The organism is Mycolicibacterium sp. Y3, from assembly GCF_051188035.1.
Taxonomy (GTDB): Bacteria; Actinomycetota; Actinomycetes; order Mycobacteriales; family Mycobacteriaceae; genus Mycobacterium; species Mycobacterium fluoranthenivorans.
In genome coordinates, this window is record NZ_JAVQLT010000001.1 from 4,898,158 (window position 1) to 4,912,349 (window position 14,192).

Annotated in this window: 17 protein-coding genes; 16 read left to right on the forward strand and 1 reads right to left on the reverse strand. The window is 66.9% G+C overall.

The window, feature by feature from the left end:
• Window positions 1-45: 45 nt before the first annotated feature.
• Window positions 46-1,440 (forward strand): FAD-dependent oxidoreductase, encoded by a 1,395-nt coding sequence (locus tag QN239_RS23820; RefSeq protein ID WP_499014201.1) that lies wholly within the window; start codon window positions 46-48, stop codon window positions 1,438-1,440.
• Window positions 1,441-1,504: 64 nt separating this feature from the next.
• Here QN239_RS23820 and QN239_RS23825 read toward each other — a convergent pair whose 3' ends face one another.
• On the reverse strand, window positions 1,505-2,473 hold the full coding sequence (locus QN239_RS23825; protein WP_090355398.1) for an esterase family protein: 969 nt from the start codon (window positions 2,471-2,473) through the stop codon (window positions 1,505-1,507).
• 231 nt (window positions 2,474-2,704) lie between these two features.
• On the opposite strand from QN239_RS23825, the gene QN239_RS23830 reads away from it, so the two are divergent.
• From QN239_RS23830 to QN239_RS23900, 15 genes are all read left to right on the forward strand, one after another.
• Complete coding sequence (locus tag QN239_RS23830) at window positions 2,705-3,271, forward strand: TetR/AcrR family transcriptional regulator (protein ID WP_499014203.1); 567 nt, start codon at window positions 2,705-2,707, stop codon at window positions 3,269-3,271.
• A gap of 46 nt (window positions 3,272-3,317) precedes the next feature.
• Window positions 3,318-4,475 carry an acyl-CoA dehydrogenase family protein gene (locus QN239_RS23835; RefSeq protein WP_499014204.1) on the forward strand — a complete coding sequence of 386 codons (1,158 nt, stop codon included), beginning with the start codon at window positions 3,318-3,320 and terminating at the stop codon, window positions 4,473-4,475.
• A complete protein-coding gene (locus QN239_RS23840; protein WP_499014205.1) occupies window positions 4,475-4,753 on the forward strand; it encodes an NADPH-dependent FMN reductase family protein in 279 nt (92 codons plus the stop codon). The genes QN239_RS23835 and QN239_RS23840 overlap by 1 nt, the downstream gene beginning before the upstream one ends.
• 95 nt (window positions 4,754-4,848) lie before the next feature.
• Window positions 4,849-5,085 carry a hypothetical protein gene (locus tag QN239_RS23845; protein ID WP_499014206.1) on the forward strand — a complete coding sequence of 79 codons (237 nt, stop codon included), beginning with the start codon at window positions 4,849-4,851 and terminating at the stop codon, window positions 5,083-5,085.
• Between the two features lie 158 nt (window positions 5,086-5,243).
• The gene (locus QN239_RS23850; RefSeq protein ID WP_499014207.1) at window positions 5,244-6,347 is read left to right on the forward strand and encodes a homogentisate 1,2-dioxygenase; all 1,104 of its coding nucleotides are present in this window, start codon (window positions 5,244-5,246) and stop codon (window positions 6,345-6,347) included.
• 20 nt (window positions 6,348-6,367) lie between these two features.
• Window positions 6,368-7,546, forward strand: a complete 1,179-nt coding sequence (locus QN239_RS23855; RefSeq protein WP_499014208.1) for an alpha/beta hydrolase family protein — start codon at window positions 6,368-6,370, stop codon at window positions 7,544-7,546.
• The gene (locus QN239_RS23860) at window positions 7,543-8,745 is read left to right on the forward strand and encodes a CaiB/BaiF CoA transferase family protein (RefSeq protein ID WP_499014210.1); all 1,203 of its coding nucleotides are present in this window, start codon (window positions 7,543-7,545) and stop codon (window positions 8,743-8,745) included. Before QN239_RS23855 ends, QN239_RS23860 begins: the two co-directional genes overlap by 4 nt.
• Window positions 8,742-9,632, forward strand: a complete 891-nt coding sequence (locus QN239_RS23865; protein WP_499014212.1) for a hydroxymethylglutaryl-CoA lyase — start codon at window positions 8,742-8,744, stop codon at window positions 9,630-9,632. Before QN239_RS23860 ends, QN239_RS23865 begins: the two co-directional genes overlap by 4 nt.
• A gap of 1 nt (window position 9,633) precedes the next feature.
• Window positions 9,634-10,248, forward strand: a complete 615-nt coding sequence (locus QN239_RS23870) for a TetR/AcrR family transcriptional regulator (protein WP_499014214.1) — start codon at window positions 9,634-9,636, stop codon at window positions 10,246-10,248.
• Between the two features lie 20 nt (window positions 10,249-10,268).
• Window positions 10,269-11,507 carry an acyl-CoA dehydrogenase family protein gene (locus QN239_RS23875; protein WP_499014216.1) on the forward strand — a complete coding sequence of 413 codons (1,239 nt, stop codon included), beginning with the start codon at window positions 10,269-10,271 and terminating at the stop codon, window positions 11,505-11,507.
• Window positions 11,504-12,451, forward strand: coding sequence for a phosphotransferase family protein (locus QN239_RS23880; RefSeq protein ID WP_499014217.1), 948 nt, complete (start codon window positions 11,504-11,506; stop codon window positions 12,449-12,451). The genes QN239_RS23875 and QN239_RS23880 overlap by 4 nt, the downstream gene beginning before the upstream one ends.
• On the forward strand, window positions 12,448-12,774 hold the full coding sequence (locus QN239_RS23885) for a DUF6285 domain-containing protein (RefSeq protein WP_499014219.1): 327 nt from the start codon (window positions 12,448-12,450) through the stop codon (window positions 12,772-12,774). The genes QN239_RS23880 and QN239_RS23885 overlap by 4 nt, the downstream gene beginning before the upstream one ends.
• 19 nt (window positions 12,775-12,793) lie before the next feature.
• The gene (locus QN239_RS23890) at window positions 12,794-13,162 is read left to right on the forward strand and encodes a nuclear transport factor 2 family protein (protein WP_499014221.1); all 369 of its coding nucleotides are present in this window, start codon (window positions 12,794-12,796) and stop codon (window positions 13,160-13,162) included.
• Window positions 13,159-13,668 (forward strand): YceI family protein, encoded by a 510-nt coding sequence (locus tag QN239_RS23895; RefSeq protein WP_499014222.1) that lies wholly within the window; start codon window positions 13,159-13,161, stop codon window positions 13,666-13,668. Before QN239_RS23890 ends, QN239_RS23895 begins: the two co-directional genes overlap by 4 nt.
• 10 nt (window positions 13,669-13,678) lie before the next feature.
• On the forward strand, window positions 13,679-14,080 hold the full coding sequence (locus tag QN239_RS23900) for an Rv3143 family two-component system response regulator (protein ID WP_499014224.1): 402 nt from the start codon (window positions 13,679-13,681) through the stop codon (window positions 14,078-14,080).
• Window positions 14,081-14,192 lie beyond the last annotated feature (112 nt).

Below are 14,192 nucleotides of genomic sequence, written 5' to 3' on the forward strand. Positions count from 1 at the left end.
CGAATTGCCCTACGTCGCGCCGACCAGCGCGCCGACACTCCAATAATGGCTGTTCTCGGTGATCACGCGGTGGTGTTGGGCGCGAGCATGGGAGGGCTGCTGGCGGCGCGCGTGCTGTCCGAGCAGTATCACCGCGTCACCATCGTCGAACGCGATGAGCTCAACGACGAGCCCGTCCCCCGCCGCGGCGTCCCCCAGGGCCGGCACGGGCACGTCCTGCTGGCCCGCGGCGCGCAGATACTCGAAGAGCTGTTCCCCGGGTTCGGTGACGAACTGGTCCGCGACGGTGCCGCCACCCTGTCCACCGAGATGACGCGGATGCAGGTGGCGATTGCCGGCCACGTCCTGGCCCACCACACCGATGTCGAATCGCCGGACGCCGCCCGACTGTACTTTCCGAGCCGGCCTCTGCTCGAACGCAATGTCCGCCGGCGGGTCCGCGCGATCGACACGGTGACGATCCTCGACGGCCACGACGTGGTCGGGCTGACCTGCACCCCGGACGCCGACCGGGTCACCGGCGCGAGAATCGTCAGCCACGGCGGCGAGGATCCCCGGGTGACGGTTGCCGATCTCGTCGTCGATGCGACCGGTCGCGGCTCCCGGACGCCGACGTTCCTGCGCGAGATCGGATACAGCAGCCCACCCACGGACGAGCTCGTCGTCAAACTCGCCTATGCCAGCCAATTGCTACAGATACCGGCCGGCACCCTGCGCGAGCAGATGATCGGCTATTTCCCGGCGCCGGGCCGGCCGAGGACGTGGACGATCGTCGGCCATGAGAACGACACCTGGATGATGACGGTCGGATCCATGTGCGGCCATGACGCACCCGCTAACCGATCCGAAATGCTCACCTTCGGTGCGGGATTCGCGCCGCCGCACGCCGTCGCAGCAGTGCACGCAGCCACCCCGCTCGGCGAGGGCGAGCACTACCGCGTGCCCTCGAATCGATGGCGGCGCTACGACAAGATGAAGCGCTTTCCGCAGGGGCTGTTGGTATTCGGAGATGCGATCTGCAGCTTCAATCCCGTGTACGGGCAAGGTATGACGATGGCCGCCATCGAGTCCACCATCTTGCGGGAGTGCCTGCGCCGAGGCGATCGCGACATGTCTCGGCGCTTCTTCCGGGCCAGCGCCCGCCGGCTCCGGGTGGCATGGCAGACCGCGGTGGGCTCCGATCTCTCCCTGCCCGAAGTGGCCGGCCCGCGCCCGCTGTCGATGCGGCTGTCCAACGCCTACCTCGACCGGGTGATGAGGGCAGCCGAGACCGATGTCGATATCGCGGTCCAGCTGTTGCGCGTCACGGGCATGATGGACTCCCCGGTGCAGCTGCTCCGGCCCGACTTCATGGCCCGCGTCGCACGGGTGAACCTGCGCCGCCCCGGGCCCACCGCGGCCCTCCACCCGGTAGCGGCTTCCGCGGGCGAAACCGCATAAAAAATCCCCCGGGACCCTTTCAGGCCCCGGGGGATTCTTCTATGTCGCAGATCTATGTCGCAGATCAGCCCAGCACGCGCTGCATGTCGGGGATCATCGCCTGGAGCTCCCGGCCCCAGTACGCCCAGTTGTGCGTGCCGTTGTCCGGGAAGTTGAAGACACCGTTCTTACCGCCCGCAGCCAGGTAGTTGTCGCGGAAGGTGATGTTGGTCTTGATGGTCAGGCCTTCGAGGAAGGTGGCGGGCAGATCGCCGCCGCCGAGCTCATTGGGCTGGCCGTTGCCGCAGTACACCCAGATGCGGGTGTTGTTGGCCACCAGGCGGTCGATGTTGACCATCGGGTCGTTGCGCTTCCAGCCGCTGTTCGGGTCCTCGGTCTTGCCCCACATGTCGTCGGCCTTGAAGCCGCCGGCGTCACCCATAGAGATATTGATGAGGAACGGCCACCAGCCCTCGGAGGGGTTCAGGAAGCCCGACAGCGAGCCCGCGTAGACGAACTGCTCGGGGTGCCAGATCGCCAGGGTCAGCGAGGCGGAGCCGGCCATCGACAGACCGACGGCGGCGCTACCGGTGGGCTTGACACCGCGGTTGGCCTGCAGCCACTGCGGCAGCTCCTGGGTGAGGAAGGTCTCCCACTTGTAGGTCAGCGTCGGGCCCTTGTTACGGGCCGGGGAGTACCAGTCGGCGTAGAAGCTGGACTGTCCGCCGACCGGCATGATCGCCGACAGGCCACTGTTGAGGAACCACTCGAAGGCCGGGGTGTTGATGTCCCACCCGTTGAAGTCATCCTGCGCACGCAGACCGTCGAGCAGGTAGACCGCGGGCGAACCCTCGCCACCGCTCTGGAACTGGATCTTGATGTCCCGGCCCATCGACGGCGACGGCACCTGCAGGTACTCCACCGGCAAACCCGGGCGGGAGAAGGCCCCCGCTGGTGCGGTTTCGCCGGTCATGGCGACCGCGCCCGGAATGACAAGGGCGGCCGCGGCGGCGGCCCCGATCCGGCGCATCCACCGGCCTACAACGTTCTGCATAAATCCATCCCAACTCACATTGTCCGCGGTCACGCTCGGCTCTGGACGATGGCGGCACCGCCCAGCGACACCGCAGCGCTCCGTTGCACGGCGATATCACGCGTCCGCTCGACCTGACGTTCGGGCAGCAGAGCGGACCGAGAAATTCAGTTGTCGCGGATTGCAGTAAAACACGGTGCCAGCAAGTTCAGAAAGTCCGGGGTCACGGCGTGCCGCCGTAGGCTTCGCTTCATGGCGGGTGAACGGACCTCTTCGAGCAATCGTCTATCAGTCGATGACTGGCTGCAGGCCGGCTACACGATCCTCGCCGCCGAAGGGATAAAAGCCCTGAAAATCGACCGTTTATGCCGCCACCTCGAGGTGACCAAAGGCAGCTTCTACTGGCACTTCGACGGCATGCCCAGCTACCGCACAGCGCTTGTGCAGGGTTGGGGTGAGCTTCGCGACCGGGATCGCCGCTCGATAGAAGAGATCGGATCGTTGCCACCCCGCGACCGACTGCGGCACATGATGGCCTCACTCATCACCCCGGGACACTGGACCTTGGAGCGCGCCATGCGCGAATGGGCCCGCACCGATGACGAGGTGGCAGAGAGTGTGCGCGCCGCCGACCGCCGGGTGTGGGCCGCTGTGCGCAACGCGTTTCTCGACTCCGGCTTCGCCCCCGACGAGGCCGAGTTACGAGCCGACGCGACGTTTGCCGTGGGGGTCGGCCTGCTGCATCTATCGGGGCCCGTCCCCCATCCGCGCCAGGCCGCCCGCAGCGAACGATTTCTGGATCTGATGCTGGCCACCTGACGCCTTCCACCCGAATCCATACCAAAAGGTATGGTACGTTCTGGCCATGCTGATCACGCAGCCCCAGATCACCGGCGAGTTCGTCACCGCGCTCGCCGCCCGCGCCGACGAAGCCGAAACCCTGCGCCGACTGCCCGACGCCACCGTCGAAGACCTGCTGGCCTCGGGTTTCACCGATCTCCTGGTGCCGACACGGTACGGAGGAGCGCAGGCCCCGTTTCCCGCCCTCCTCGATCCGGTCCGACGGCTGGCTCATGGCTGCACCTCGAGCGCGTGGACCATCGGCTTCTTCGCCCTGCACAACTGGATGCTGGCGCTGTTCGGCGAGCAGGCCCAGGAGGAGGCCTTCGGCAGCAGGCCGTTCCTGGCGCCCGCTCCCCTGGCCCCGACGGGCCGCGGCGTGGCCGTCGACGGGGGGATCCGGCTGACCGGCCGGTGGTCCTGGTCGACCGGCGTGATGCACGGCAACTGGATCATCGTCGCCGCGCTCTGTGGGCCAGATGACGCTGTTTATCCGGCGCTGGCGCTGCTGCCGATGAGTGAGGTCACCGTCGAGGACGTCTGGCACACCGATGGCATGCGGGCCACCGGGTCCAACGACGCGATCGTCACCGACACCTTCGTGCCGGAGCATCGCCTGGTGAAGGTGACCGACATCTATGCGGGCACCGCACCGGGAGCCGGGCTGCACGACGCGGCCACCTACCGCTGGCCGATGGTGCCGGCGCTGGCGCTGCTGGCGGCGATGCCCGCGCTGGGCAGCGCCGAACGGGTCACCGAGATCTACGCGGACCGACTCGCCGAACGGGTGCTGCCGTATGAGGGCGTGATGCAGAAGGACAAGCCGATCGCCCAGGCACACCTGGCGGGGGCACAGGTCCGGCTACGCGCCTTGCGTGGGCTGCTCGCCGACACCGTCGGTGAGATCGAGTCCATCGTCGAGGCCGGCGATGCCGTCGAGAAACCCGTCCGCGCACAGGCCCGGCTGGCCGCGGCGCATATCGTCACCGAATCACGGGCCGTCATCGCGGAGCTGCTGGGCGCGGGCGGGGCGAGCATCCACTTCCTGTCCAACCCGCTGCAACGGTTCAAACGGGATGTCGACGTGCTGGCCGGGCACGTGGTGTTCGACTACGACACCAGCCGCGAGCTGGCCGGGGCGCTGAGCCTGGGCTTGAAGATCCCCCGTACATCGATGGTCTGATGGCGACGCTGTGGGTCGAGGCCAGTCCCAAGGGTGACGACGCGCTGTCGTCCCAGCTGGCGCTGGCCTATCTGGAAGGCCAGGAATACGAACGCTTCTCGGTGTGGGGCGATGATGTACTACGCTTCGGCCGGGACGCCGCCCTGGCGAAGTTCGCGCAGTTGTTCGGCGAACCGATCACCGATGACCAGCAGACGGCGTGGCAACGGGTGCTCGACGAGATCGAACGAGTACGCGGCTTCGATCGGCTGGTGGTGTCCTCGCCGATGTGGAATTAGCATGTGCCCCATGCCCTGAAGGCCTGGATCGATATCATCGTGCAGCCCCGGCATTCACCGCAGCCAGCTTCACCCTCAACGAACACGGTGAACATGTGGGCACCCTCGGCGACGGAAAACCGTTGCAGTTGTTGCTGACTCGCAGCAGCGCCTACGACGGCCGCCATCCTGAGCTGCAGGACTTCCAGAAACCGTATCTGGAGTACGTGTTCGGCATGCTCGGATACTCGGTGGAGACTCTGGTGATCGAGCCGACCACCCGGTGGACACCGGCCGAGCGTGCACAGCTGCGCGCCGAGGCGATCGAACTGGCCCGCGCGGCAAGACGTTAGCGCGACGGCTCCGGCCTGAAGTTCCTCAAGGACGGTGTGCCGGTCCCCTGACGGTCCGGTTCTCCGCGGAAAACCGACGCCGGATCGCCCTTGCCTGTTCGTGAAACAAAAAGTAAAGTCACTTTCAGTTTTGCATCGCCGGATCATCGAGGAGCGAGATGGAATCCTTCGTTCACCTGCGCAAGGGCAAGACGCCCAAGCGTGTGCACGCCGACCTGGACGGCCTCAAAGACGACGAACTCGGTCGCGGTGGGTTCGTCGGACGCACCGCCAACATGTACCGGCGCCACGACCCCACCGCCTACCGCACCGTCGGTCCCCTGCGGCCCACCGATGTGTTGTCGTCCGAACTCAAGCCCAGCGACGCCACCGATGCTCACGGCGGGCCGCTACTGATGTACTCCAATGATGACTGCCTGGTGCTGCTGAGCCGGCGCAGCGAGGAGATGCCGTTCTTCGTCCGCTATGTCGACGGTGACCTGCTGGTGTTCGTCCACAAGGGCGCCGGCCTGCTGGAAACCGAGTTCGGCCCGCTGCGCTACCGCGAAGGCGACTGGGTGTACATCCCCAAGGCGTGCACGTTCCGGCAGGTGCCCGACGAAGAATCGACCTGGCTGATGATCCAGGCCACCGACGACTTCCGGGTGCCGCCGGCCGGCATCCTGGGCCGGCACTTCCCGTTCGACCCGGCGCAGGTGACCGTCCCCGAACCGGCACCGATCGACGATGGCGTGGGGCCAGAGGCCGACGGAGAATATGAGGTGCGGCTGATCCACGCAGGTGGGCCGACTTCGCTTTTCTACCAGCATAATCCGCTGGACGTCGAGGGATGGCGTGGAGACAACTTCCCGTTCACCTTCAACATCGAGGACTACACCGTCATCACCTCCGAGAGCGTGCACCTGCCGCCGACGGTGCATCTGTTCATGCAGGCCACCGGGGTGTACGTGATGAACTTCCTGCCCAAGCCGGCCGAGAGCGTGCCCGGCACCGAGCGCACGCCGTGGTATCACCGCAACGTCGACTATGACGAGATCGCATTCTTCCACTCCGGCTCGCTGTACGGCATCCCGATGCCTCCGGGTCTGGTTTCCCATGCGCCGCAAGGCGTTCACCACGGCGCACCCGAGAAGGCGCGTGAACGGGCCCGGCGCAAGTTCGACGATTACGACCGGGTCGACTGGTCGGTGATCGCCATTGACACCCGCCGCAGGCTCACACCGTCCGCCGAAATCCTCGCCAACGATCTGGGGCAACACTAGTGACCGCCGTGGAAACACCCGTGAGGTTCGAGTACGAGCGCATCCCGTATCTGGTCGCGTACCAGAACACCTCCAGCGTCCGCGACGTGTACGGCGGCGTCGCCGAACTGGTGGTGCTGGAGAGCTATCTACTCAAGCCCAAGACCACACAGAGTGACACCGTTCTGGTGTTCATGCACCCGATCGGCGGCGGCGCCTACCTGCCGATGATCAACGCACTGGCCCGCGCCGGCCACCATGTCATCTACTGCAACAGCCGGTTCCGCGGCACCGACTCCGCGCTGCTGATGGAGAAGGTGGTCGAAGACCTCGGCGAGTGCATCAAAGACGCCAAGAACCGGCTGGGCTACTCCAAGGTGGTGCTCGCCGGCTGGAGCGGCGGCGGTTCATTGTCGGTGTTCTACCAACAGCAGGCGCAGCACCCGACCGTCACCGCCAGCCCGTCCGGCGACGGCCCCGATCTGACCAAGCTCGGGCTCATCCCGGCCGATGGCATCATGCTGCTGGCCGCCCACATCAGCCGGCACGGCACCATGACCGAATGGATGGACGCCTCCATCCTCGACGAGAACGACCCGTCCAAGCGGGACCCCGAGTTGGACCTGTACAACCCGGACAACCCGAACCAACCGCCCTATACGCCGGAGTTCCTGGAGCGCTACCACCAGGCCCAGATCGCCCGGAACCGGCGAATCACGGCGTGGGTCAAGGACAAGCTCGCGGAACTCAAGGCCGCCGGCCGACCGGATGACGAATTCGCGTTCGTCGTGCACGGCACCATGGCCGATCCGCGCTGGCTGGATCCGACCGTCGATCCCAATGACCGCACCCCCGGCCAGTGCTACCTGGGCGACCCCCAGGTGGTCAACATGAGCCCGGTCGGCCTCGCCCGGTTCTGCACCCTGCGCAGCTGGCTGTCACAGTGGAGTTATGACGACGCCAACGGTGACGCCGTGAAAGCCGGCCCTGACATCGCGGTGCCCGCACTGGTGATCGGCAACCTCGCCGACGATGCCTGCACCCCCAGCCACACCCGTCGGCTGTACGAGGCGATCGGGCATCCGGACAAGGAAATGCACGAGATCCCCGGGGCCAACCACTACTACTCCGGACCCGATCAGCGCGGGACGCTGCGTCAGGCCGTGGGGATCTGTACGGACTGGCTGCACCGGCACGGATTCTCGCTGGAGACGCCATGACCACCGGCGCCCTCGATGGCATCCGGGTGCTCGAACTCGGCACCCTGATCTCCGGCCCGTTCGCGGGCCGGCTGCTCGGTGACATGGGCGCCGAGGTGCTCAAGATCGAGCTGCCCTCCGCCCCGGATCCGTTGCGTACCTGGGGGCAGGCCGAACTGGACGGGCACCATTTCTTCTGGACCGTGCACGCCCGCAACAAGAAGGCCGTCACCCTGGACCTGCGAAAGGAAGCCGGCCGGGCGCTGTTTCTCGAACTGGTCGACCGTTCCGATGTGATCGTCGAGAACTTCCGGCCCGGGACCCTGGAGAAGTGGAACCTGGGTTACGACGTGCTGCGCGAACGCAATAAGGGCATCATCCTGGTGCGGGTGTCCGGGTACGGGCAGACCGGGCCGGACGCCGGCAAGGCCGGGTACGCCTCGGTCGCCGAGGCCGCCAGCGGCCTGCGGCATATGAACGGTTTTCCCGGCGGCCCTCCCCCACGGCTGGCGCTCTCCCTCGGTGACAGCCTGGCCGGCATGTTCGCCGCCCAGGGGGCACTGGCCGCGCTGTACCGGCGTAGCGTCACCGGCGTCGGTCAGGTCGTCGACACCGCGCTGACCGAATCATGTCTGGCGATCCAGGAATCCACCATCCCCGACTACGATGTCGGCGGCGTGGTGCGCGGCCCGTCAGGTACCCGGCTGGAAGGTATCGCGCCGTCGAACATCTATCAGAGCGCCAACGGCAGCTGGGTGGTGATCGCCGCCAACCAGGACACCGTGTTCCGGCGCCTCTGCGAGGCGATGGGCCGGCCCGAGCTGGCCGCCGATGACCGGTTCGTCAATCACGTTGCGCGTGGCCGTAATCAGGATGAACTGGACAAGATCATCGGCGACTGGGCCGCACAACGGCAGCCCGCCGAGATCATCGAGACGCTGTCGCAGGCCGGCGTGATCTCCGGGCCGATCAACACCGTCGCCGAAGTGGTCACCGACCCGCAATTGCAGGCCCGCGGCATGATCGCCGACCACTGGGATGAGCGGATCGAGCGAAATGTCAAGGGGCCCGGTGTGGTTCCCGTGCTGACCGAGTCCCCCGGTTCGGTGCGCAACGCCGGCTCCGCGCGCCCCGGCCAACACAACGACGAGGTGTTCGGTGGCCTGCTCGGCCTGTCCGCCGACCAGATCGCCGCGCTACAGGAGGAGGGCGTCCTATGAAGGTCGACATCCGCGAGGTCTGCCTGCGCGACGGCCTGCAGATCGAGAAGCCGATCTCCCTGGCGGCCAAGGTCGCACTCCTGGAGGCCATCGTGGCGACCGGGGTGCGCGAGGTCGAGGCCACCGCCTTCGTCTCACCGTCCAAGGTGCCCGCCCTCGCCGACGCCGCCGAACTCGCCGCGCAGCTGTACCGGTTCCCGGACGTGGAATTCTCCGCTCTGGTCGCCAGCGCCAACGGCGCCAAGCGCGCCATCGCATCCGGGCTACGGTCCATCGAATACGTGGTATCGGCCTCGGACGCGCACAGCATGGCAAACGTCGGACGCTCCAGCAGCGAGGCCACCGCCGCGATCGCCGACGTGGCCCGCATCGCGCACGACAGTGACGCCACCGTCGAGGTGATCATCGCCACCGCGTGGGACTGCCCGTTCGACGGCCCGACACCTGCCCGCCACGTGCTCGATATCGCCATCGCCGCAGTAGAACTCGGCGTCGACCGGATCGCCATCGCCGACACCATCGGCACCACCACCCCGCGGCGCGTCAGCGTGCTGATCGGCAAGCTGAAACCCCTCATCGGGGACATCCCTCTCGGGGCGCATTTTCACAACACCCGCGGCGCGGGACTGGCCAGCGCGTATGCCGCGGTGCAGGCCGGGGTGACCCGGCTGGACGCCTCCGTCGGCGGCCTGGGCGGCTGCCCGTTCGCCCCGGGTGCCTCCGGCAACATCGCCACCGAGGATCTGGTGTACCTGTTGCGCGACAGCGATATCGACGTCGACGTCGACCTGGACCGCGCGATCGACGCCGCGAAGGTGGCACAGGACGCCGTCGGCCACGAACTGCCCAGCGCGCTGTTGCGCGCCGGGGATCGCATCCTGGCCTGATATGGCGCCCGCCCAAGCGCTGACCGCCAAAGGCCGCCAGACCCGCGAAGCCATCGAGCTGGCGGCCCGGAAACTGTTCGCCGAACGCGGCTTTCACGGCACCACCCTAGCGGACATCACCTCGGCGGCGGGCAAATCCTCGGCGGTGTTCTACCGCTACTTCGACGATAAGGAAGACCTGCTGGCCTCGCTGGCCGAATCCTTCCTGCATGACATCGTGGAACCGTCCGGCACCCGGGTTCCGCTTCCCGACTCCCCCGAGGACACCGAATACTTCACGACGGTGGTGACCGGATACTGGAATCTGTTCAAGCAGAACATCGGGATCATGATCGCCGTCGCCCAACTGGGCGCCACCCAGCCGCGATTCGCCAAGGTGCAGCACGAGTTCCGCCGGTTCGGCATGGACATGGTTGCCGGATCGGTGCGCAGGGCCCGCCAACAGGGGTACGCCCAGGACCTGGCCGATGAGCACATCGCCGCCGCGATCGCGCTGCTCTTCGAGAACTTCACCGTCGTCGTGGTCGGCAGTCCGGGATCCGAACTGCAGATCAGCGACCAGGACGCGATCAAGACGCTGTCGACGATCTGGAAGCGAACCCTGTACGGCTTCTAAAGGACGAAAGAGAGATCAGAGTGGATTTCGCTTTACCCGAACATCTTCCGGGGCTGCTGGCCGAGATGGATGCGTTCATCGAGGCGGAGATCAAACCGCTGGAACGCGAGAACATGCAGTACTTCGACCGGCGCCGCGAGTTCGCGCGCACCGACCTGGACAACGGCGGCGTGCCGGCCAGGGAATGGGAGGATCTGCTCGACGAGATGCGCCGGCGTGCCGATGCCGCGGGTTGGCTGCGGTATGGGCTGCCGGTGGAGTTCGGTGGGCGCGGCGGCAGCAACCTGGACATGGCCGTCATCCGGGAACACCTGGCCCACAAGGGTCTCGGGCTGCACAACGACCTTCAGGACGAATCGTCGATCGTCGGGAACTTCCCGCAGGTCATCATGATGAGCCGGTTCGGCACGGAGGCGCAGAAGGCCGAGTGGGTGGAGGCGATGCTCACCGGCGAGCGCTCCATGGCGTTCGGGTTGACCGAACCCAACCACGGCAGCGACGCCACCTGGATGGAGACCACCGCGGTACGCGACGGCGACGACTGGGTGATCAACGGCGCCAAACGCTGGAACACCGGGGTGCACCGGGCCACCCACGACCTGGTTTTCGCCAGGACGGCCGGGTCCCCCGGATCTCCGGTGGGGATCACCGCCTTCCTGGTACCCACCGACACCCCGGGCTTCACCGTCCCCTACTACTGGTGGACGTTCAACATGCCCAGCGACCACGGTGAGGTCGAACTCTCCGATGTCCGGGTGCCCGCCGACGCGGTGCTCGGCGAGGTGGATCACGGCCTCGAGGTCGGTCAGACCTTCCTGCACGAGAACAGGATTCGGCAGGCGGCCAGCAGCCTGGGCGCAGCGCAATACTGTATCGACCGGGCCGCCCAGTACGCCGGTGACCGGATCGTGTTCGGCAAGCCGTTGTCGGTGAACCAGGCGGTGCAGTGGCCACTGGCCGAATTGCAGACCGAAGCGCAGATGGTGCGACTGCTGGTGTACTACGCGGCCTGGCACCTGGATCGCGATCACCATATGGAGGTCTCGGACAAGGTCTCGATGGCCAACTACCGGGCCAACCGACTCGTGTGTGAGGCGGCCGACCGGGCCATGCAGATTCACGGCGGCGTCGGCTACAGCCGCCACGAACCGTTCGAACACATCTACCGCCACCACCGCAGATACCGGATCACCGAGGGGGCCGAGGAGATCCAGATCCGCCGCGTGGCCCAGCGGATGCTGAAGTTCGGCCGGAAGTGATCGATCCGCAAGCCCTCGCAGGGGTGCTGGAACCGGTGCTCGGCACCGTCGGCATCGCAGATCTTCGGGTGCTCACCGGGGGCGCAAGCCGAGCCACGTGGGCGTTCACGGCCGACGACCGCCCGCTGATCCTGCGCACCGGCCCACCCGATGAGGTCCACGCCGGGATGGAACTGGAGGCCGCGGCGCTGCGCCGGGCCGCGGCCAGCGGTGCGCCGGTGCCCGGTGTCCTGGCGGCTTCCAACTCGGTTGAGCCGCTTGGCAATCCCTACCTGGTGTGCGATTTCATCGCCGGTGAGACGATCGTCCGCAAGATCGCACGCACCCTGGACGACACCTCCCGGGCCGCACTGCTGGCGCAGTGCGCGCAGGCACTGGCACAGATCCACCGTGCCGATCCCCAGGGTGTGGGGTTGCCCGTCTCGGATCCGCTGACGGATTGGCGGCACGAGCTCGACGAAATGGGCGACACCACGGCCACCTTCGAGTATGCGTTCCGGTGGTTGGAACAACGCCGGCCGGCCCCGACCGCCCCGGTGCTCGCACACGGCGACTTCCGGATGGGCAACCTCATCGTCGCCGACGGCAGCCTGGCCGCCGTCCTGGACTGGGAACTCACCCACATCGGTGAAGCCGCCGACGACCTGGCGTGGTTCTGCATCAGGGCGTGGCGATTCGGCGCGCCCAGAGAACTCGGTGCGGGTGGGCTGGGCAGCATCGAGGACTTCGTCACCGCCTACGAGAACGCCGGCGGCGCCGCGATCGACCGGGCCGCCCTGCACTGGTGGCTGGTGCTGGCCACCCTGCGCTGGGGAGTCATCTGCCGCTATCAGTACGAGCGGCACCGATCCGGGCAGACCCGTTCGGTGGAACTGGCCGCCATCGGACGACGGGTGTGCGAAACCGAATACGACCTGCTGACGTTGTTGGAGGGTTCCGCGTGAATCTGCACTACAAACCGACCGCGGCCGAACTGGTGGCCGCCGTCGCCGAATTCCTGGAAACCGAGGTCCGAGACGGCACCAGCGGGGCGGTGAACTTCCACGCCCGCGTCGCGGCCAACGTGCTGCGTACCGTCGAACGCGAACTGCTCGACGACCGCGCCGACATCCCCCGCCGGGCTCTGGACGCACTGGGTTTCGCCGACGAACCCGCCTTGGCGGCCTCCATCCGGTCCGGGGCCAGCGGCGACGAGGTGCTGCCTGCGCTGCACGCGCTGGTCCGGCACAGGCTGGCCGTCGCACATCCCGGCTATGAACGCGAGTAAGCCAGCAACAGGAGGACAGATGAGCATCGATGTGGCGAACCGGTTGTTCGGCGCCATCGAGCGCGGCGATTACCCCGGCGTCGAGGCGCTGTGGGCCGACGACGTCACGGTGTGGCACAGCGGCGATACCCACGACAACGACAGGCGGCGCGCGCTGAAGGTGATCCGATGGTTCCTCGACACCACCACCGCGCGGCGATACGAGATCCTGGACCGTCAGTTCTTCGACGGCGGGTTGGTGCAACAGCACGTTCTGCACGCCGACGCGACCAACGGCGCGTCCATCGCGTTGCGGGTCTGCATCGTCATCAAAGTGGGGACCGACGGGCTCATCACCCGGATCGACGAGTACTTCGACCCGGCGGATATGGCACCGTTGATGTCATGACGAATACCGATTGGCTCGGCGACTGGCAGCTCGACCCCGAGCGCACAGCGCTGGAGTTCCACAGCCCGACCTTCTGGGGCCTGGCCCATGTCAAGGGAACGTTCACCGACGTGAGCGGATCGGCGCGGGCCACCGAGGACAGCGTCACCGGGCAGTTGCAGATCGGCGCCGCGTCGCTGCGTACCGGTATCCGCAAACGCGATGAGCACCTGCGGTCACCGGATTTCTTCGACGTCCAGGCTTTTCCCAGCATCGCGGTCTCGATCGAGTCCGCCGAGGCCACCCAGCCGGGCTGGGTGTCGCTGCGCGCCCAGTTGACGGTCAAGGGTGTGCAGCGCGAGCTCGAACTGCCCACCCACGTCCGCGCCGACGGCGAGGGTGCGCTGCGACTACAGACCACCACCACCCTGAACCGGCTGCACTACGGCGTGGACGGCAACCTGTTCGGAATGATGGGCGAAGCGGTGAACATCGAAGCCACCGCGGTCTTCATCCGGCAGTCGTAGCATCGCAGGCGTGGCCGACACCGACGCGCAGGTCCGGATCCTCGTATACAGCTCCAATCCCCGCACTCGCGACGCGGTGCGGTCGGCACTCGGCCGCCGTGTGCACCCGGATCTGCCCGAACTGAGCTATCTCGATGTCGCGACCGCACCGGTCGTCGTCCAGCAGCTCGCCGACGGCGGGTTCGATCTGGCAATCCTCGACGGTGAGGCCGCGCCGGCCGGCGGCCTGGGACTGGCCAAGCAACTCAAGGACGAGATCACCGACTGCCCGCCGATCCTGGTGCTGACCGGCCGCGCCGATGACGCCTGGCTTGCGACGTGGTCACGAGCCGAGGCAGCGGTATCGCATCCGATCGACCCGATCCGGCTCGGCGAGGCCGTCGCAGCCCTGCTCCGCGGGGCTGCTCTCTAAGCAGCACGAAAAGCGCTGTGGCCGTTAATTCTTCACGTCGTCGCCGGTGAGGACGTGGTAACCCAGCTGTCATTTTCATCCTAGCCAAAATGCGCCGGTCCGACCGGTAGCG